Annotated in this window: 19 protein-coding genes and 1 other RNA gene; 19 read left to right on the top strand and 1 reads right to left on the bottom strand. The window is 38.4% G+C overall.

The window, feature by feature from the left end; all coding sequences use genetic code 11:
- Positions 1 to 4: 4 nt before the first annotated feature.
- From F7732_RS04525 to F7732_RS04505, 5 genes are all read left to right on the top strand, one after another.
- On the top strand, positions 5 to 751 hold the full coding sequence (locus tag F7732_RS04525) for an ABC transporter ATP-binding protein (RefSeq protein WP_151572433.1): 747 nt from the start codon (positions 5 to 7) through the stop codon (positions 749 to 751).
- Positions 748 to 1,500, top strand: coding sequence for an ABC transporter permease (locus tag F7732_RS04520; protein ID WP_151572432.1), 753 nt, complete (start codon positions 748 to 750; stop codon positions 1,498 to 1,500). Before F7732_RS04525 ends, F7732_RS04520 begins: the two co-directional genes overlap by 4 nt.
- Positions 1,501 to 2,502, top strand: a complete 1,002-nt coding sequence (locus F7732_RS04515; protein WP_151572431.1) for an ABC transporter substrate-binding protein — start codon at positions 1,501 to 1,503, stop codon at positions 2,500 to 2,502.
- Positions 2,502 to 3,266 (top strand): SDR family oxidoreductase, encoded by a 765-nt coding sequence (locus tag F7732_RS04510; RefSeq protein WP_151572429.1) that lies wholly within the window; start codon positions 2,502 to 2,504, stop codon positions 3,264 to 3,266. Before F7732_RS04515 ends, F7732_RS04510 begins: the two co-directional genes overlap by 1 nt.
- 94 nt (positions 3,267 to 3,360) lie before the next feature.
- The gene (locus F7732_RS04505; RefSeq protein ID WP_151572428.1) at positions 3,361 to 4,029 is read left to right on the top strand and encodes an NAD(P)H-binding protein; all 669 of its coding nucleotides are present in this window, start codon (positions 3,361 to 3,363) and stop codon (positions 4,027 to 4,029) included.
- Between the two features lie 338 nt (positions 4,030 to 4,367).
- Here F7732_RS04505 and F7732_RS22800 read toward each other — a convergent pair whose 3' ends face one another.
- On the bottom strand, positions 4,368 to 4,541 hold the full coding sequence (locus F7732_RS22800) for an SE1832 family protein (protein ID WP_192912991.1): 174 nt from the start codon (positions 4,539 to 4,541) through the stop codon (positions 4,368 to 4,370).
- A gap of 222 nt (positions 4,542 to 4,763) precedes the next feature.
- Here F7732_RS22800 and pcp point away from each other — a divergent pair, with 222 nt between their 5' ends.
- From pcp to F7732_RS04435, 14 genes are all read left to right on the top strand, one after another.
- Entirely contained in the window at positions 4,764 to 5,381 is a 618-nt protein-coding gene (pcp, locus tag F7732_RS04500; protein ID WP_151572427.1) for a pyroglutamyl-peptidase I, read from the top strand.
- Positions 5,368 to 6,108, top strand: a complete 741-nt coding sequence (pxpB, locus tag F7732_RS04495) for a 5-oxoprolinase subunit PxpB (RefSeq protein ID WP_151572426.1) — start codon at positions 5,368 to 5,370, stop codon at positions 6,106 to 6,108. The genes pcp and pxpB overlap by 14 nt, the downstream gene beginning before the upstream one ends.
- A gap of 29 nt (positions 6,109 to 6,137) precedes the next feature.
- On the top strand, positions 6,138 to 6,902 hold the full coding sequence (locus F7732_RS04490; protein ID WP_151572425.1) for a LamB/YcsF family protein: 765 nt from the start codon (positions 6,138 to 6,140) through the stop codon (positions 6,900 to 6,902).
- The gene (locus F7732_RS04485) at positions 6,899 to 7,756 is read left to right on the top strand and encodes a 5-oxoprolinase subunit C family protein (protein WP_151572424.1); all 858 of its coding nucleotides are present in this window, start codon (positions 6,899 to 6,901) and stop codon (positions 7,754 to 7,756) included. The genes F7732_RS04490 and F7732_RS04485 overlap by 4 nt, the downstream gene beginning before the upstream one ends.
- Positions 7,757 to 8,018: 262 nt before the next feature.
- Positions 8,019 to 9,056 (top strand): EAL domain-containing protein, encoded by a 1,038-nt coding sequence (locus tag F7732_RS04480; protein WP_151572423.1) that lies wholly within the window; start codon positions 8,019 to 8,021, stop codon positions 9,054 to 9,056.
- Positions 9,057 to 9,213: 157 nt separating this feature from the next.
- On the top strand, positions 9,214 to 10,203 hold the full coding sequence (locus tag F7732_RS04475) for a beta-ketoacyl-ACP synthase III (protein WP_151572422.1): 990 nt from the start codon (positions 9,214 to 9,216) through the stop codon (positions 10,201 to 10,203).
- Positions 10,193 to 11,335 (top strand): ATP-grasp domain-containing protein, encoded by a 1,143-nt coding sequence (locus F7732_RS04470; RefSeq protein WP_151572421.1) that lies wholly within the window; start codon positions 10,193 to 10,195, stop codon positions 11,333 to 11,335. Before F7732_RS04475 ends, F7732_RS04470 begins: the two co-directional genes overlap by 11 nt.
- A complete protein-coding gene (locus F7732_RS04465) occupies positions 11,332 to 12,327 on the top strand; it encodes an NAD-dependent epimerase/dehydratase family protein (RefSeq protein WP_151572420.1) in 996 nt (331 codons plus the stop codon). The genes F7732_RS04470 and F7732_RS04465 overlap by 4 nt, the downstream gene beginning before the upstream one ends.
- Complete coding sequence (locus tag F7732_RS04460) at positions 12,317 to 13,168, top strand: MBL fold metallo-hydrolase (protein ID WP_151572419.1); 852 nt, start codon at positions 12,317 to 12,319, stop codon at positions 13,166 to 13,168. The genes F7732_RS04465 and F7732_RS04460 overlap by 11 nt, the downstream gene beginning before the upstream one ends.
- Positions 13,161 to 14,492, top strand: coding sequence for a F390 synthetase-related protein (locus F7732_RS04455; protein ID WP_151572418.1), 1,332 nt, complete (start codon positions 13,161 to 13,163; stop codon positions 14,490 to 14,492). The genes F7732_RS04460 and F7732_RS04455 overlap by 8 nt, the downstream gene beginning before the upstream one ends.
- Entirely contained in the window at positions 14,482 to 15,630 is a 1,149-nt protein-coding gene (locus F7732_RS04450) for a hypothetical protein (protein ID WP_151572417.1), read from the top strand. The genes F7732_RS04455 and F7732_RS04450 overlap by 11 nt, the downstream gene beginning before the upstream one ends.
- 131 nt (positions 15,631 to 15,761) lie before the next feature.
- Positions 15,762 to 15,958, top strand: a non-coding RNA gene (ssrS, locus tag F7732_RS04445) — 6S RNA.
- 447 nt (positions 15,959 to 16,405) lie between these two features.
- Entirely contained in the window at positions 16,406 to 17,524 is a 1,119-nt protein-coding gene (gene mmgD / locus F7732_RS04440) for a citrate synthase (protein ID WP_066445406.1), read from the top strand.
- 113 nt (positions 17,525 to 17,637) lie between these two features.
- The gene (locus F7732_RS04435; protein ID WP_420837673.1) at positions 17,638 to 19,065 is read left to right on the top strand and encodes a bifunctional 2-methylcitrate dehydratase/aconitate hydratase; all 1,428 of its coding nucleotides are present in this window, start codon (positions 17,638 to 17,640) and stop codon (positions 19,063 to 19,065) included.
- Positions 19,066 to 19,106 lie beyond the last annotated feature (41 nt).

Genomic DNA, 19,106 nt, shown 5'->3' with positions numbered 1-19,106 from the left:
CTTGTTGGGTTTTTTAGAGATTCAAAATGTTCGTTTTTCTTACGGTCAGCAGCGAAACATTATAGATGACGTCTCATGGCAAATTGAAAAGGGAGAATTTCATTGTCTGCTTGGCAGGAGCGGCTGCGGAAAAACAACCTTAATAAAACTTGCTGCTGGTTTACTGCAGGGTGAAGATGGACAGATCATGATAAATAATAAGAAGGTAACAAAGCCATCGAATGAATATGGTTTTGTATTTCAATCACCAACATTGCTTGAGTGGAAAACGGCCATCGAAAATGTTCTTCTGCCTATTAAATTGAAAAGAAAAATGAATAAGCAAGATCAAGAGGAGGCCTATAACCTCTTAGCACAAGTCGGTTTAGCAGAGCATATTCACCAATATCCTTCTGAGCTTTCAGGCGGGCAGCAAAGCAGGGTTGCCATTGCAAGGGCTCTTATTCAAAAACCGATTATTCTGTTTTTAGATGAACCTTTTGCTGCTTTAGATGCCATTACAAGGGAAGAACTCCAGCACGATCTCCTGCAATTATGCAAGAAACAGGAAACAACTGTTTTATTTATTACACATGATATTTCTGAAGCAGTGTTTTTAGCCGATCGTATTGCGGTAATGGACAGGGGGAAAATCATTTTTGATACCATAATAAACTTGGAAAGACCACGTCTGGAACATACCCGTTATAGTGTTTCTTTTAATACATACAGCAAAAAGATAAGAGATGTTATGGGGAGTAAACATCTATGAAGAGACATGCTGGTGTATCAATCGGAATCTTTATGATGCTGCTCATTATCTGGGAGCTTGCAGCACTGAGAATGTCGCAGCTCGTTTTGCCTTCGCCTATGATCATTATGGAGACTTTATGGCTGCATTTAACGAGCGGATATTTTCTTCCGCACATAGGGAGAACCATATCAGAAGTACTTTTAGGTCTTCTACTTGGAGGTCTTTTTGGATTAACAGCTGGGATCGTGATGGGAGAGTCAGTCTTTTTTCGCAAAGTACTAACTCCTTATTTAATTGCCAGTCAGGCAGTGCCAAAGCTCGCTTTAGCTCCCTTATTCATTTTATGGTTTGGGTTTGGCATGACATCAAAGGTCGTAATCACTGCTTTAGTTTGTTTTTTTCCTATTTTAGAGAACACGATGACAGGTTTAAAGTATAGCAATAAACAGCAATTAGATTTGTTTAGAATGCTAGGTGCAAACAAATGGCAAATCCTCTTTCAATTAAAAATTCCTGCTGGTATTCCAGCTATTATTGCCGGTTTTCGTGTAGGTGTTGTGCTGGCATTGGTTGGGGCCGTAGTAGGGGAATTTATAGGAGGCAGTGAGGGACTTGGTGCAGTCATTATTGCTTCACAGGGAATGATGGATACCCCGCTTATGTTTTCCAGCCTTATTTTGCTCACAGCACTCGGTATGATGTTATATCAGACTGTCAACCTGATTGAAAATAAATACTTTGCTAAATATATATGGAGACAAAGATAAATGAGAAAAATAGTCTGCATGATCCTGTGTACGTCCTTTATCCTTTTCGCTTGCAGCACTGCCAGTGAAGATGTACTCAAGAACGAGAAAATAGAAAAAATTTCAATAGCTAATTGGAGCAAGCTGATTACGGAGCAAACAAATTTACTTGTAGATGAAGAAAAAGGATTCTTTTCCAAAAAGGGCTTAGAAGTTGAGATTGTTCCGGGGAACGGGGGAGGCGATGCAATTAAAAACATCCTTTCCGGAAATGCAGATATCGCATTCACAGATCCTGGATCATTATTTTTTGCCTTGGATCAAGGTGAAAAGCTAAAGGTTATATATAATATTTATCCTCAAAATGTTTTCAACATTGTATCACTAAAAGAAAATAATCTGACCCGTCCGGAAGATTTAAAAGGAAAGACAGTAGGTGTTTATAGTTTGTCCAGCGGAACGCGGCAAAATTTGCTGATTGCTCTTCATCAAGCAGGGCTGACGGAAAACGACGTGAAAATAGTAGAAACAGGACTATTAAATTTTGCTCCGCTGATACAGGGACAAGTGGATGCAACTGCCGCTACCGATACGGGTCTTTATACTGGTCAGCAGAAGGGGCTTGGAGAAGTGGATGTCATTGAGGTGAAGGAGTATCTTAATATGCCAAGTGATGTTTTTGTTGTAACAGAGAAATATTATAAAGAAAATGAAGCATTGCTTAAGGCGTTTTTGCGATCCTATAAAGAGAGTGCGGAATGGATGATTGAAAACCCAGATGAAGCAGCAGAACTGGCCGCCGAATATGCAATTGACGGACAAAATACAGCTATGAATCTGGAAATCATTAAATTGCGAAATAAATCTAGTATATATAAGGCAGACGATTATCGGCTGGGGGAAGTTGATCCAGTGATATTACAGGATGCAGCAGACACTTATTTTGAGCTTGGGTTAATAAAAAAGAAGCTCGATATGAATGAGGTTATAAATGATCTTCTCTATGAGGAGCGTGAAAGCTGATGCTGATGGATGGAAAAGTGGTTCTCGTAACTGGAGCCAGCAGAGGAATTGGTGCAAGTATTGCTCGTGCCTTTGCAAAGGAAGGTGCTCTAGTCATGATCAACTATCTGCAAAATCGTGAAGCGGCCGAAAGGGTAGCAAAGGAGTGTGATGAATTAGGTGGTGAAGGCTGGCCAATTCAATGTGATGTTACGAACGAACTTGCAGTGCAAGAGTTGGTTGCTGAGGCTATGGAAGCAGGAAGAATTGATGTGCTGGTTAATAATGCTTTTAAACCCTATATTTTTGATGCTGAAAACCGTAAACCAGCAGGAGCATTATCGTGGCGTGAGTACCAGGAACAGATAGAAGGCTCACTGCGGTCTGCATACAATATGTGTCAGGCTGTTATTCCTATTATGAAAACCCAAAGTAAAGGCAGTATTATTAATATCACTACCAATCTAATTGAACGGCCAGTTGTTCCATACCATGACTATAATACAGGTAAATCCGCATTAGCAGGGTATTCAAAAAACCTGGCAGCTGATCTTGGAAGCTTTGGGATCCGTGTAAATTGTGTAGCGCCAGGTCTTGTGTATCCTACAGATGCAACGAAGCACACGAAACAAGATTTAAAGGACAGCATCATCTCCCAAACACCATTGCGCAGATTGGCGAAGCCAGAGGATGTTGCCGGACCAGTCTTATTTTTAGCTTCAGATATGAGTTCATTTATAACGGGTCATACTTTAATGGTAGATGGCGGATTAGTGATGAAATAGATGTTTACTTTATAAAGTGTACTCTGCTAAAAATTAGACTCTGTTTCGTGAAGCCTTTATAATAGCTATAAAAAAATGGAACGGAGACTTTCATATGCCTAAAACAGCCGTAATTGCTGGTGCAACTGGTTTAGTAGGAAGAGAATTGCTTCAGCTGCTTTTAAATGGAAATGCATACGAGAAGGTTGTAGCTCTTGTGCGCAGACCGCTGGAAATACAAGATGACAAATTAATCGAAGTAGTTTGCGATTTTAACAACCTGCATGCTTATGAGGACCTTTTTAGTGCAGAAGATATATTTTGCTGTTTAGGTACAACCATTAAAAAAGCGAAAACACAAGAAGCAATGTATAAGATTGATGTTGAATATCCTGTTGCAATGGCAAAGCTGGCACACAAACAAGGAGCACAGCATTTTATCTTGATTAGTTCGATGAATGCCAACCCAAATTCCAAAATTTTTTATTCGAGAATGAAAGGCGAGCTTGAACAAAAAATCAAGAAATTGGACTTACCAGCCTTTTCTATCATTCATCCCGCATTGCTTGTTGGAGAACGGGAAGAATTCAGATTAGGAGAAGGCGCAGCAATCACTGTTTATAACCTCTTATCCAAGATGTTTTCATCTTCAAAGCTAAGTTCAATCGGTATTAAAGCACATAATGTGGCCATGGCCATGTATAAAATTGCTCAATTGGATCGAAATGGAGTAAAAACATATTCATCACAAGAGTTATATAAACTTTCGATGAAAAACAATTAGGGGCTGGGACAAAACGAAATTAATATTTCTAAAACACGAATATTCAATATCTTGGTTTCGGTATTTAATCAAGACCGTTCCATTGCGCTGCGGACCCTCGCTTTCCGCGGGGAGCAAGCTGAGCCTCCTCGTCACTTCGTTCCTGCGGGGTCTCACCCTTTGCTCTGCAGCCCGCAGGAGTCGAGGACCCTCCGCTCCATTTCACTCATGTAAATAAAATATATTTTATAATTATAAATAAAAAACCGAATGATTAGAAAGATGACCTTCCTAACCATTCGGTTCAATAGGTGTGTTAAATACTTATGTCCCTGCCTCTTTCTATCTCAAATAATGATTTACTCTGCTTTCATCCGATGATAAGACTGCAGTTCCTCTTCAATCATTTTCATTTTTTCTTCCTGTGCAGTGGTTGAACGTCCAAATGATTCCAGTTTTTCTACATCATCCTGGAGACGCATATATTCCATTTTTAATTCTGCTATTTTTGCTTCTATTTGTTTATCAGTCATTTTAATGCCTCCTAATAAAAACTTATAAAACTAGTTTATAACAAACGAATCGTTAAAACAAAAATCGACTGCTTTTTCAGTGATTTTAGAATAACGAGAGTATTCAATCTACTAAGTGTGCTATTATGTGGTAAAGCGCAACATCACTGATGAACAAATGTTTATCAGCTGCAAAATGTGATAAAACAAATATAAATAGAAGATTAAAGGGGCTGCTGCAAAATGAAAAAACTTTTACTCACAGGCTTTGAGCCTTTTTTACAATTTAAAATAAATCCAACTATGAAAATAGCTTCCGAATTAAATGGCCAAAGTATTGGTGACTACGGGATCCACTCGGAAATATTGCCAGTAGATTTTCGTATTGCCGGCCGGAAACTTCTGTCATACATAGAAAAATATAAGCCTGATGCTGTTATTTCACTGGGGTTAGCTGGTGGACGCTATAAAATAACGCCAGAGCGAATAGCCATTAATATAAATGATGGTGAATCAGATAACAGCGGAAATAAACTGGAGGATGAGCGAATCATTGATGAAGGAGAAGACGGCTATTTTACAACACTCCCCATAAGAAACATGATTAATAGCCTGCATAGCAGTGGACTGCCTGCTGAAATATCGAATTCTGCTGGAACATATTTATGTAATCACGTCATGTATCAGGCTTTGCATTATGCAAAGAAACAGGATGCTGACATGAAAGCTGGTTTTATTCATATACCTGCTTCACATGAATTAGCATTAGTGCACGGTAAAATCCCAAGCATGTCACATGAAGACTTACTAAAAGGAATCCGTATTTGTATTGAGGTGCTTTCGGAAGATGAAAGATCATAAGATCATACCAAAAGTCATGCAGACAGGAGAGAGGAGCATCCGCTTTTCTTTTGGTGAGAAAATCTCAGAGGAGACTTTTCAGCAAATAAGAGTATTTAATCAACTTATTCGAACATATGGAAAGTTAGAAATTGAAGATGTGGTACCGAGTTACACAACCGTACATGTTTATTTTCATTCGAACACAACATCACCTATTGAATGGTCACATAAATTACTTGAAAACTGGAATGAAATGAATTTAAAAACAAATAAAGATCAGCCCTATAATACTATTCAAATTCCTGTGTGCTATGATGAAGAATTTGCTCTTGATATACAAAAAGTGATGAAACATACAAGTTTGACACATAAGGAAATGATAAACCTTCATACAGCACCAGCATATGCTGTCCATGCCATCGGATTTTTGCCGGGTTTTCCCTATTTAGGCGGTTTGCATCCACGTTTAGCGACTCCTCGCTTAGAGGTGCCCAGAGAGAGATTAGGAGAAGGGACTGTAGGCATTGGCGGTGCACAAACAGGTGTATATCCAGTAAGTTCACCTGGCGGCTGGAATATTATTGGCCGCACCCCTCTCTCACTTTATCAGCCTAACCGCAATATCCCTTTCCTATGCAAAGCTGGTGATATCGTAAGGTTTCAAACAATCTCAGTGAAACAGTTTTGGGAGATTAAAAGAGATTTAGAACAAAATCCAGATGATATACAGCATTGGATTACATGAATATCAGCTGAAGTTAATAGAGGTGAACAATGAGAATAGATATAAATGCAGATGTTGGCGAAAGCTATGGTTTATATAAAATAGGAGAAGATCATGAATTGTTTCAGAGTATTACTTCTGCTAATATTGCCTGCGGCTTTCATGCAGGTGACTATAACGTCATGTTCTCTTCTGTCAAATTGGCAGCAGAAAGAGAAGTAGCGGTTGGTGCACACCCAGGTTATCCGGACATTCAAGGGTTTGGGAGACGAAATATTGAAATGACTCCCTCCGAAATATATAACTGTGTTGTTTATCAAATTGGTGCATTAAAAGCGTTTTGTGATGTAAACGGAATTTCTCTTCAGCATGTTAAGCCTCATGGTGCACTTTATAATAAAGGTGCAAGTGATGCACAAACAGCAAAGGCAATTGCTGAAGCAACTTATGATGCTGCCCCGAATGCGATTCTTTTTGGATTGGCAGGCAGTCAACTGCTTAAACAGGCTGAGATCGCTGGCTTAAAAACTGCTGCTGAAGCCTTTGCCGACCGCACTTATACTGAGGACGGCTATTTGACTCCCCGCAGTAAAGCGCAATCGGTCTTAACGGACCGTAATCTAATTCTAGAGCAAGTCAAAAATATCGTCATTCATAAAAAAGTCCGCACTTTATCTGGCAGCTGGATCTCTTTGAATGCGGAAACTATTTGCTTTCATGGTGACGGAAAAAATTCGGCTGCGATTACCCGTTTTATCCGTGCTGAGTTAGAAAAAGAAGGAATTTCAGTCCTTTCGGCAGGCGATATGAAATGATTCCTATCCTTAAAGTCAGAAAAACTGGCATTTACAGTTCCTTTCAGGATTTAGGTCGTAAAGGGCATCATAAATTTGGGATCCCGATCTCAGGTGCTCTTGATCAGAAGGCTTTTGCCTTAGGCAATCATATTATGAAAAATGATCCAAATGCAGCAGCCATTGAGATTTTATTTATGGGCTTAGAGCTGGAAGTCCTTTCAGATCATCGATTGCTTTTTACCGGGAGAGAAGTAAACGCGACTTTAGATGGAGTTCCAATTCCAATGTGGAAAACATTCACTGCTAGAAAGGGACAGATTATAAAAGCTAATGGAAACAAAGACTCGAAGATTAGTTATCTCTTTTCTGAAACAGGTTTTAGGGCACCTCAATATTTTAATAGTTCATCTGTATTTCCAAAAGGACAGCTTGGATCAGCCCTTACAAAAGGAATGATCCTTTATGCAGCCGGACCAGCTAGTAAAAGTGGCGAGCGAGGGTTAATATATGCTGAGATTCCTGTTTATGAATCAGAAATTAAGGTAAAGGTTTGGAAAAGTCCTCATCATCAAATGTTTGAAAATAGCAGCAGACAAACTTTTGAAAACGCGGAGTATGTCTTAAAAACAGGCGATCGAATGGGATATTTTTTATCAGGACCAGCTATCATTAGCAAACATGGTCATGATATATTGTCAGAAGCTGTCCAATTTGGAACCATTCAGGTTCCAAGCAGCGGTCAGCCTATTATTTTGATGGCGGATGCACAAACAATAGGAGGTTACACGACTATTGGAAAAGTTGCAGAAGAAGATTTATGGAAGCTGGCACAGCTGCCGATCGGCGGCAAGGTTAGGTTCGCTTTTAAATAGGACAAAGTAATAGCTGTTTTCAGTCTGGCTAACAAAGGCGTGCGACAATAAACACAAAAAGATAGGAAGAGAATGGTAGATCAAGTGTAATTTTTTATATTAAACAGCTTCTTAGAATCTATTAATAATAGAAAAATATAGTATTTGGCAAGATTGGAATAAACTTCATTGTATATTTAATCATTTATTTCGAGTTTATAAATAGTAAAATTGAAATAGATCATATATACTAAAAGAACTAAAGCTATGTGGGGTGTGGATCATGAGTTGTGATATTTGTCATCCAAAAGCGTTTGGTTACACAGTATATTTTTCAGATGAAAATCAAGCAGACAAATTAATTCAATATCTTTCTGCAGAAAATGACACGAATGACGGGCATGTCATTAATCAAAGACTTGTATGGGTGTTAGAATCAGTATTTTTTGACTTTCTTGATTATGCAGAGGCACATTTAAACATGGATACTATTTTTGCCGTACAATCTGATCGCCTGGATCCTTTAAAGGCATTGCATTCATTAAAAAATGCTCGAGAATTTCAGCCTTTAAGAGAAGCCATCTGGGTAGATGAAATCATCATCAATAAGAGTATAACCACTCATTACCAGCCAATTGTTACGGTCGAAAACGGCCTGGTAAAGATTGTAGGGCAAGAATTATTGTCAAGAGGGCTTTCTGAAGAGGGAAACCTGATTTCTCCTTTTCATATGTTTGAAGCAGCCCGAGTGAGAAATCGACTTTTTGCACTAGACCATGCTTGCAGAATCAATTCGGTCAGTAATGCTGGAGAAGTGGAAAAAGATCAGCTGATTTTTATAAACTTTTTGCCAACTGCAATCTATTCGCCTGAGCATTGCCTGAAAAGCACGCTTGAGCTGATTGAAAAAAAAGGTATTAAGTCCTCTCAAATTGTATTTGAAGTTGTAGAAACAGATGAAGTTAAAAACATCGCACATCTAAAGCGGATACTAGAGTATTATCGTAAGCATGGTTTTCAATATGCTTTAGATGATGTTGGTGTTGGTTATAATGGCATTAATAAAATTAGAGAACTAAAACCTGATTTTGTTAAATTAGCGCTGGAATTTTCGAACGGTGTTAGCACTGATCCTGAGAAACAAGAAATGGCAAAGTCCGTCTTGGACATTACTCAGGAGATAGGTGGTGTGGCACTTGCTGAAGGAGTTGAAACGGAGGAGGACTTCCTTTATCTGCAAGCTCTTGGCTATGAACTTTTTCAGGGATACTACTTCTCAAAGCCTGCCCCAAAACCCATTCAAGAATTAAAAGCAAGCTAAAAATGTGCTGCAGTGTATGATCATACGCTGCAGTTTTTTTATGCTATAAAAGCATTTTTTTATTTTATAAAGCTAGTCAATAATAAAAAAATTGATAGTATATTAGAATGTAATATGTTACTTTTTAAGTAATTATATATATGAGGTGTAAAGGAAAATGGCAAGAAAAGTGAAAATAACAGGAATAGGCATCTATTTGCCTAAAAGGATTGTAACAGCTTCTGAAATTGATATGCTGATTGGTGCAGCCCCTGGCTGGAGTGAAGCGAGATCTGGTGTCAAGCAGCGCCATTTTATTAAAGATGAATCTGCTTCATTTATGGGAGCAGAGGCGGCGAAAATGGCAATTGAACATGCAGGCATGAGTTTGGATGATATAGATTGTATTGTAAGCGGTAGTGGCACTATGGAACAAGCAATTCCATGTAATGCCGCTCTTATTCAAAAGGAACTGGGGTTAGAGCATTCGGGTGTACCGGCTTTTGATATAAATTCAACATGCTTAGGATTTGTTGCTGCTCTTGATGTTATCAGCTATATGATTGATGCAGGAAAATATAAAAATGTTCTGATCATAAATTCCGAAATTTCCTCTGTTGGCTTAAATTGGCGCCAGGATGAAAGCAGTGTGCTTTTCGGTGATGGAGCAACCGCAGCCATCATCACTAAAAGTGAGGGTTCTTCCGGCATATTGACATCAAGAATGGAAACATATAGTGCTGGTGCAGCTTTTTCTGAAATTCGCGGAGGCGGAACCAAAGTACATCCGCGCCACTATAGTGAGGAGTCAAAGGCAGATTATTTATTTGATATGGATGGCAAAGCTATTTTTAAAATGTCTTCAAAATTGATGAATCCCTTTATAGAAAAGCTATTTAGCGGAACCGGGCTGTGGATGAAGGATATCAATATGGTCATCCCTCATCAGGCAAGCTGGGCAGCGATGAAGATTATCCGCAAAAAGCTGAATGTCGAAGAACCTCGTTTTATGAGTATTATTGAAAACTATGGAAATATGATTTCTGCTTCTATCCCTCTTGCCTTATATGAAGCAATAAAAGAAAAACGAATTCAAAGAGGTGATCGAATTTTGCTGCTGGGAACTTCTGCTGGTCTGAGCATTGGAGGAATGGTTCTTGAATTTTAAGACTGTGCTTGTTACTGGAGCAAGGTCACCGGGTGCTCTTCATATATGCAGATTATTAAATAATGCTGGTGTGAAGGTGTTTGGAGCTGATAGTGATCCTTTCTCACTTACAAAAGCTTCGAATTCGATCGAGAAATTTATCCTTCTGCCTTCAGCTAAATTTGCAACGGATTCTTATATTGATAAACTCAATGAAATGATCTGTACCTATAACATTGACCTTATTATTCCCACCTGCGAGGAAACATTTTATTTATCAAAAAAGGCAGAACATCTTACCTGTCCTGTTTTTGCAGGGGATTTTAAGCAGTTAGAACTACTGCATAATAAGTATACATTTATCCAACTTGCAGAAAGCTGTAACATGCCAGTTCCCAAAACAATTGAATTATCTAAAGATGCTGTTGAAGATTATAGCAAAATGCCGAATGGTTTTATTGTAAAGCGCAAATTCACCCGTTTTTCAGATCATATTATGTATGGAGATCGTATGGAAAGCATTCCGTCAGAGTTGTTTGAGGAAACTTCTGAATGGATTATTCAGGAAAGGCTGACAGGAGTTCAGTATTGTTCATACTCAATTGCTGTAAAGGGAGAAGTTCTTACACATACTGTATATAAAGCAAAATACACAGCAGGTGAGGGGGCATCGCTCCATTTTCAGCATGTGCCAAGGTCTGACATAGAGGAATTTGTACAGAAAATAGTCAAAACATTGCAATATTCAGGACAAATCTCTTTTGATTTTATCGTAAATGAAAGCAATCAAGCCATTCCTATTGAATGCAATCCCCGCACAACAAGCGGTATTCATTTATTTGGGACAGAGCTCATTGAGCACTTGCAATCCAAACGTAGTGAACTGTCTTATCCAAGGAAAGAAATACAATTTATGATCAGTGCTGCCATGCTCTTATATGGTTATTCAAATATCAGAAAAACCAAAAATATGAAAGAATGGCTTAAAATTATGTTTACCTCTCGTGATATTATTTTTAACATTAAGGATCTAAAGCCTTTTTTCTATCAATCTATTAGTTTAATCAATATATGGAGACGTAGCAGAAAAAATTCAGTAAGTATACTTACACAATCTACTCTCGATATTTGCTGGGATGGTGAAGAGTTTTGAAGATGGTCGTAACTGGGGCGACAGGATTTCTTGGGCAAAAGCTTGCAGTGAGATTAGCACAAATGGGTCATGATGTAATCGGGCTCGGCAGAAATGAACAAGCCGGAAGAAGGTTACAAAGAAACGGCATATGGTTTAAGCAGGTAGAGCTTTCGAATCGCCAGGATGTGCTTGATGCTTGTCAAAACGCTGATTATGTTTTCCATTGTGGGGCCCTATCGTCACCATGGGGAAAATATGAAGACTTTTATCAAGCTAATGTCATGGGAACAAAGCATATCATTGAAGCGTGTCAAATGCATGGAATTAAACGCCTGATTCATGTCTCCACACCTAGTATCTATTTTTATTATGATGAAAGAAAGAATGTAAAAGAAGACGATGTTCTCCCGCAGACATTTGTGAATGAATACGCACAAACCAAATTTTTAGCAGAAAAAGAGGTTGATGAGGCATTTCGGAATGGCTTACCTGTCATTACGATCAGACCGAGAGCGATTTTTGGACCTGGAGATCAAGCGATCCTGCCACGGCTTATAAGGGTTTGCGAAAAGGGTGCACTTCCGAAAATCGGGAATGAAAAGGTAGAGGTAGACGTCACTTATGTTGAAAATGTCGTCGATGCTCTTCTTTTGTGCATGAATTCAGGCAATCATACGCTTGGCCAAAAGTATAATATTACAAATGGTGTTAATGTTGATTTATATGGAATAGTTGAGAAGGTAATGGACCAGCTTGGAAAGCCAGTCCGTTATAAAAATATATCCGAAAAAACAGCATTTACGATAGCGAAAGGGCTGGAGTTCATTTTTAAATATTTTTTGCGCGGACGTGAACCTGTTTTAACAAGATATACGGTAAGTGTGCTTTCAAAAAGCCAGACACTGAACATTGAAAGAGCGAAAACAGAGTTAGGATATCAGCCGCGGATCAGCGTTGAAGAAGGCATGCTTCATTTTACAGAATGGTGGAAAGAAAACAATGGCAATTGAATGGGTTAAATTATACGAATGCGGTTATTGCACACATCCTGAAAAAATTGTCAATCCAAAGGGTAGTCTCAAATCTGTCAAATTTCCGGCAGCAGTTGCGCTTATTAAACACCAAACAAAAGGATATATCTTATTTGATACAGGCTATGCACAACGATTTATGACCGAAACTGAAAAATTTCCTTATTCAATCTACAGAAAGCTGACGCCTGTTTTTTTTACTGAAGAACAAGCGATTGTCCATCAGCTTGCCAAGGATGGAATAAAAGCAGAAGAGATTACTACGATCATTCTTTCGCATTTTCATGGAGATCATACAGCCGGATTAAAAGATTTTCCTCATGCTGAAATTGTCACCTTTCGAAAAGGGTATGAAGATGTTCAGTACAACAGTAAGTTTAAAGCTTTAACGAAAGGCTGCCTGCTTGATTTACTTCCTGCAGATTTTAATAGCCGATCCCGATTTATTGATGATGAACGCCCAGTGGAGTTATCGAACAGAGGAGATTTTCATGAAGGTTATACTGTATTCACAGATGACGAAACAATCGTTGCAGTTGACTTAACTGGACATGCCATCGGTCAGTTTGGCGTATTTATAACAGTAAAAAGCGGTAAAGTTTTATTTCTATGCGCAGATGCAGTCTGGAGCAGCATTGCGTATGAAAAACTAGTTTACCCGCATTTGATTGCTAATCTATTGATTGCGGATAAACGAGCGTATGTTCATCATATCCAGCGGCTGCATTCCTTAATGCATACTCATCCTGGGATTGAAATACTGCCAACACATTGTCAGGTGACATGGAACAAAGTACAAAAAGGTGAAATCTATGAGTAAATGGAAAATTCTAATGCAGTACATAAAAACAAAAAGAAGAACCTTTCGTTCTAGAACCGATTTATTGGCATACCAACATAGCAAGATCAAATCTCACCTGGAATACGTCCAGCAAAATTCACCGTTTTATGCAGACTTGCTGAAGCCATATCAAAAAGAAATCAGTGAACAGAACTGGGAAGCACTGCCTGTTATTGATAAAAAATTGATGATGGAGCATTTTGATGTGTTTAATACAGTCAATATTACTGCCGAGGAAGCTTTTTCTGTGGCACTAAAAGCAGAAGAGACAAGAGACTTCTCACCAAAAATTCGAGATGTTTCTATCGGGTTATCCTCTGGAACCAGCGGAAATAGGGGGATATTTTTAATATCTGATCAAGAAAGAGCTATGTGGAGTGGAACGATCCTCGCAAAATTGCTGCCTTCTTCTATTCTCAGAAAGCACTCAATCGCTTTTTTTCTGAGAGCTAATAACAATTTATATGAAGCTGCTGGGGAAGGAAGAATTTCCTTTTATTTCTTTGATCTTCTGGATTCCTTGGAAATTCATAAAAAAAGGTTAAATGACATAAAACCTTCAATTGTGGTTGGACCGCCATCCATGCTTAGAATGATCGCTCAATGGCAAAACGAGGGGGATATTGAAATAACACCCGTGAAAATGATTTCAGTTGCTGAAGTGCTGGAAGAGGTGGATCGGCATTATATTGAAAAAACTTTTCGACAAAAACTTCACAATGTATATCAATGCACTGAAGGATTTTTAGCAGCTACATGCAATCATGGCACGCTACATATCAATGAAGATATTGTCTGTATACATAAGCAGTATATAGATAAAGAGCATGGGGTATTTATGCCGATCATAACAGACTTCACAAGAACATCTCAGCCAATCATCCGCTATCAGCTCAATGATCTCTTAGTTGAAAAGAAAGACGAATGTCCATGCGGATCGCCATTTATGGCATTAGAGCGTATTGATGGACGCAGTGATGATCTTTTTTGGGGAACTAACAAGCTTAGCGGAGAGAAAGTGCCAATCTTTCCGGATTTTCTAAGAAGAGCGGTAATGGCAGCAACTGACCGAATTAATGAATATAAGGTCATCCAGACAAATTGGATCGAAATTGCAGTCATGATCAAAGGTGATGGCGAACAAGTAAAAATGGAACAGGAAGTAAAATCAAAGATATGGGAGCTTTGGGATACATTAAGCCTCAATCGGCCTCAAGTGATATTCCAAACATATGACGAAAAGCTTTCACATATTAAACGCAAACGAATTGAAAGCAGATTAAGGCAGAACCATGAAAGCTAAACTTTATGATCAGGATACTTTTTACCAGATTCCCTGGAATGAAATAGCCAATGGAGCGTACGTACGAGGCTTTTTTGAACATCTTGTAAAGGATGGAGTCCAGCATTATATTGAAAATGTGAAGACTGAATTATTTTTTATAAGAATAGATACTTTGCTTCTTCCAATCACAAAGAATGAACAACAATATGAAAATTCCTATGTTTGTTCACCTTATACACATTATATTTCTTATGCAAAAGAGGAGCTTTGGGAGCTTGGCAATAAACATTTAGAGAAGTTTTTTGAAAAGATGATCAGCATTTTAGGATTTTTTCTTCGAAAAGGCTCATTTAATAAAGTGGTGATCGTAAATAATTGGCTGTTATCAACAAATTTATATTCTAACCAGCTGACTTCAAAGCAAATTAAAGAAATAACTGCTTGCTTAACAAAGACTTTCCCAGAGCATACCATCATGTTTCGCTCTCTAAATAACAGGCTCCATCGTTCGATGATGAGCGATTTTCTTAAAGAGGGCTATGAGAAAATAATGTCACGTTCCGTCTATTTGCTGGATGAAGATACGCAAAGAAACTTTACACAGAAAGAGAAAAAATTGCTCCGTCAAGATGCCGCGTTGTTTAAAAAACATGAGATAAAGGCCGTGGAAACATTAAGCAGCCTGGAAGAAGCTTCCTCATACGCACATAAACTTTATAGTCAGCTTTATATCCATAAATACTCCGTGCATAATCCGCAGTTTAATATGAGGTTTTTTACTGAAGCCATGAAGAAAAATCTGCTGCAATTTAAATGGATTAAAAATGAGGATGTAGTTGGTGTTATTGGGTATTTTACTGTTCATTCTGTATTTACAACCCCAATATTGGGTTATTGTACAGAAAAGGGCAGACAATTAGGTTTATATCGAATGCTTTCATATATGATTACGAAAGAGATCATTGATCATGGATATACTGGGCACAGAAGTGCTGGTGCAAGTGAATTTAAAAGGAAACGCGGAGCAAAACAGTATATCGAATACAATGTCATTTATCAGGAGCACTTGCCCCTTAGCAGGAAATGGCCGTGGCTTCTTGTAAAATGGGTGATGGACCGGGTTGTTGAACCAATGGCATTGAAAAGAGAATTTTAAGTGCATAGTTTTTAGTAATTGTATGAAAAAAATTTAGTAATTATAAAATAAAAAACTATACTTAAATAACAATTTTGAGTAAATTACTTATTTTTCCATTGATATTTCTCTCTGCATGCTATATGATAAGAACTAAGCTGCATTGTACGTAATCATAATTAAGTTTTAACCTTTAAGCTGTAATAGGGAGTTTAAAATCAAAACAGGAATGACAAGCCTCTGTCTATAAGACAAGGAGGACATGCAGGATCGTTTTTGCGAACACCCACTTTGAGAAGTGGTGGTTTAAAACTTTCTTATACATTATTACGGCAAAGGCGGCTTTCTAATTGTAAATGGAACTCAGTTCTCAATTTGGGAACTGAGTTTTTTGTTGTCTGAAATCTCGGCTGGAAAAAATTCAAAAAGCGTCTAGAGTTTAACTTCAGAAGAAGCATCCCCATATCAAATGAAAAAGTAAATAGAATTTTTACCCAACAAAAACAATTGTAAATTTTTAAATTATTTGGTATCTTTAAAATGGAAAATTGAATAATAGGTAAGATAATCCTTATTATTCTGCATACTCAAGCTTTATGATCTGTCCATACATAAGCTAGGAGGGATGTGCATTAGTCATTAAAACACTTTATTACCTTGTTTAAGTATGTTTTTAACCTGTAATCAAGGGTGAAAACATCAGAGTGAAAACTGAAAATATTGTAGAAAAAACTATTTTTTTAAATAATTTTGTAAGGGCTTTCACTAAAACGATATAGGGAATGGAGGATGAAATATGAGCAATGAAGTTATCTACTCTCCAGGTTTAGACGGTGTTGCAGCAGCAGAAACACGTATTTCTCTACTTGATACGAAGTTGGGAGAAATTGTCATTAAAGGCTATGATTTAATACAGCTTTCAGAGTCAAAAGAATATCTGGATATTGTTCATTTATTATTAGAAGATGCACTGCCTAGTCCTGCGGATAAAGTAAAGCTAGCCAAACAGCTGCAGGATGAATATCAAATTCCCTCAGAAATCAACGGTATTTTCAAACTATTACCTCATGAAACGCACCCGATGGATGGACTTCGAACGGGGATCTCAGCTTTAGCCGGCTTTGATCGTGAGATAGACGATTCTTCAGCAGAAGCGAATAAAAGAAAAGCTTATAAATTGCTTGGCCATATGCCAAACATTGTAGCGAACAGCTATCATATTCTTCAGAAGAAGGAACCGATTGCACCGCTTGAAGAATTGTCATATAGTGCAAACTTTTATTATATGCTGACAGGAAAAGTACCTACATCCTTAGAAGAACGCATTTTCGATCAATCACTTGTCCTCTATAGTGAGCATGAAATGCCAAACTCCACATTTACTGCCAGAGTCATAGCTTCCACTAAATCAGATTTATACGGTGCCCTAACTGGTGCGGTGTCCTCACTGAAAGGAAACTTGCATGGCGGCGCTAATGAAGCAGTTATGTATATGCTGCTAGACGCTAAAACACCAGCAGAATTTGAAGCACTTCTTCAGTCCAAGTTGGAAAAGAAAGAGAAAATTATGGGCTTTGGCCATCGAGTGTATATGAAAAAGATGGATCCGCGGGCATTGCTTATGAAAAAAGCGTTAAAAGAACTTTGTGATGAACAAGGCAATGACCTTCTATATCAGATGTGTGAGGCCGGGGAAAAAGTAATGGAGCGGGAAAAAGGAATTTTCCCAAATCTTGATTACTATGCGGCACCGGTATATTGGATGCTTGGTATTCCAATACCTCTGTATACACCGATCTTTTTTAGCTCAAGAACAGTAGGGTTATGTGCACATGTGATTGAGCAGCACGAAAACAATAAATTATTCAGACCAAGAGTTCATTATGTAGGCGAACGGCATCTGTTAAATCAATAAAACAACTGGGGAGTTGTTTAAACGCCGTCCGCCGAAAAAGTGCGTGTTCTGCCAAACACACCTTTTAACTATAGCTGAAATGAATATGAAAGGAAAGATGACTAGTGATAAAAGTGACAAATGAAACAAAAACCGATCGTTTGCTGGAGCAAATTGCTGATTATGTGATTGATAAAGAGATTACGAGTGAAGAAGCTTACCAGACGGCACATTATGTGTTGCTTGATACATTGGGCTGCGGAATCCTTGCTCTCAATTATCAGGAGTGCACGAAACTTCTGGGACCAGTCGTACCTGGAACGGTTGTTCCGAATGGCACAAGAGTACCGGGAACTTCATATGTACTAGATCCCGTTAGTGGTGCGTTTAATATTGGCTGTATGATCAGATGGCTGGACTATAACGATACATGGCTTGCGGCAGAGTGGGGACATCCATCCGATAACCTGGGAGGCATACTTGCTGTTGCCGATTATTTGAGCAGAGTTAATATCTCAGAAGGAAAAGAGCCGTTTACCGTTCAAGATGTATTAGAAATGATGATCAAAGCACATGAAATCCAAGGTGTTCTTGCTCTGGAAAATAGTTTAAATCGCGTCGGACTTGATCATGTTCTGTTCGTGAAAATTGCTACAACGGCTGTTGCTGCGAAAATGATTGGCTGTACAAGACAGGAGATTATCAACGCGCTATCAAATGCATGGATTGATAACTCTGCTCTTAGAACCTATCGTCATGCACCAAATACTGGTTCAAGAAAATCATGGGCCGCAGGAGATGCAACAAGCCGCGGTGTTCATTTCGCTCTAATGGCGAAAAAAGGTGAAATGGGTTATCCATCTGCATTATCTGCACCAGGCTGGGGCTTTCAGGATGTTCTATTTAACACGAAAGAATTAACACTTGCGCGAGAGCTGGAGACCTATGTAATGGAAAATGTATTATTTAAAGTTTCATTCCCAGCGGAATTCCATGCGCAGACAGCTGCAGAATGTGCAGTGAAACTGCATCCGCTTGTGAAGGATCGTTTAGATGAAATTGATAAGATCGATATTATTACACACGAATCAGCAATCCGCATTATCGATAAAAAAGGACCGCTTCATAATCCTGCTGACCGTGATCACTGTCTTCAATATATTACGGCAATCGGCCTGTTAAAAGGGCATATTACCGCAGAACACTATGAGGATGCTACAGCAGCAGAGCCTGAAGTTGATCAGCTTCGAGACAAAATGGTTGTCACAGAGGATAAGCAGTTCAGTGTTGATTACTTAGATCCGAACAAGCGCTCAATCGCTAATTCGGTGCAGGTTCATTTTAAAGATGGTAATGCGACTGAAAAACTGACAAGTGAATATCCATTAGGACATCGGTTCCGCAGAGAGGAAGCTTTGCCAAAGGTCATTCAAAAGTTCACTGATAACTTAAAATCTTATTACAGTGATGAGCAGCAGGAAAAAATTGAAAAGGCGTGTTTAGATCAATCATCTCTTTCAGCAATGAGTGTAAATGAATTTGTGGAGCTATTTGTTCGATAAAACATAAAAAAAAGATTAAAAGAAAATGAGTGTAAAAGGAG

The sequence above is a fragment of the Bacillus mesophilum genome (genome assembly GCF_008923265.1).
Classification (GTDB): Bacteria; Bacillota; Bacilli; order Bacillales; family Cytobacillaceae; genus Cytobacillus; species Cytobacillus mesophilum.
Note: the sequence above shows the minus strand (reverse complement) of the source record. Positions and strands in the feature narration are given on the sequence as shown.

Coding starts and splice junctions, on each gene's coding strand:
- F7732_RS04520 (WP_151572432.1), top strand. CDS start 748: ATGAAGAGACATGCTGGTGTATCAATCGGAATCTTTATGATGCTGCTC.
- F7732_RS04515 (WP_151572431.1), top strand. CDS start 1,501: ATGAGAAAAATAGTCTGCATGATCCTGTGTACGTCCTTTATCCTTTTC.
- F7732_RS04510 (WP_151572429.1), top strand. CDS start 2,502: ATGCTGATGGATGGAAAAGTGGTTCTCGTAACTGGAGCCAGCAGAGGA.
- F7732_RS04505 (WP_151572428.1), top strand. CDS start 3,361: ATGCCTAAAACAGCCGTAATTGCTGGTGCAACTGGTTTAGTAGGAAGA.
- F7732_RS22800 (WP_192912991.1), bottom strand. CDS start 4,541: ATGACTGATAAACAAATAGAAGCAAAAATAGCAGAATTAAAAATGGAA.
- pcp (WP_151572427.1), top strand. CDS start 4,764: ATGAAAAAACTTTTACTCACAGGCTTTGAGCCTTTTTTACAATTTAAA.
- pxpB (WP_151572426.1), top strand. CDS start 5,368: ATGAAAGATCATAAGATCATACCAAAAGTCATGCAGACAGGAGAGAGG.
- F7732_RS04490 (WP_151572425.1), top strand. CDS start 6,138: ATGAGAATAGATATAAATGCAGATGTTGGCGAAAGCTATGGTTTATAT.
- F7732_RS04485 (WP_151572424.1), top strand. CDS start 6,899: ATGATTCCTATCCTTAAAGTCAGAAAAACTGGCATTTACAGTTCCTTT.
- F7732_RS04480 (WP_151572423.1), top strand. CDS start 8,019: ATGAGTTGTGATATTTGTCATCCAAAAGCGTTTGGTTACACAGTATAT.
- F7732_RS04475 (WP_151572422.1), top strand. CDS start 9,214: ATGGCAAGAAAAGTGAAAATAACAGGAATAGGCATCTATTTGCCTAAA.
- F7732_RS04460 (WP_151572419.1), top strand. CDS start 12,317: ATGGCAATTGAATGGGTTAAATTATACGAATGCGGTTATTGCACACAT.
- F7732_RS04455 (WP_151572418.1), top strand. CDS start 13,161: ATGAGTAAATGGAAAATTCTAATGCAGTACATAAAAACAAAAAGAAGA.
- F7732_RS04450 (WP_151572417.1), top strand. CDS start 14,482: ATGAAAGCTAAACTTTATGATCAGGATACTTTTTACCAGATTCCCTGG.
- mmgD (WP_066445406.1), top strand. CDS start 16,406: ATGAGCAATGAAGTTATCTACTCTCCAGGTTTAGACGGTGTTGCAGCA.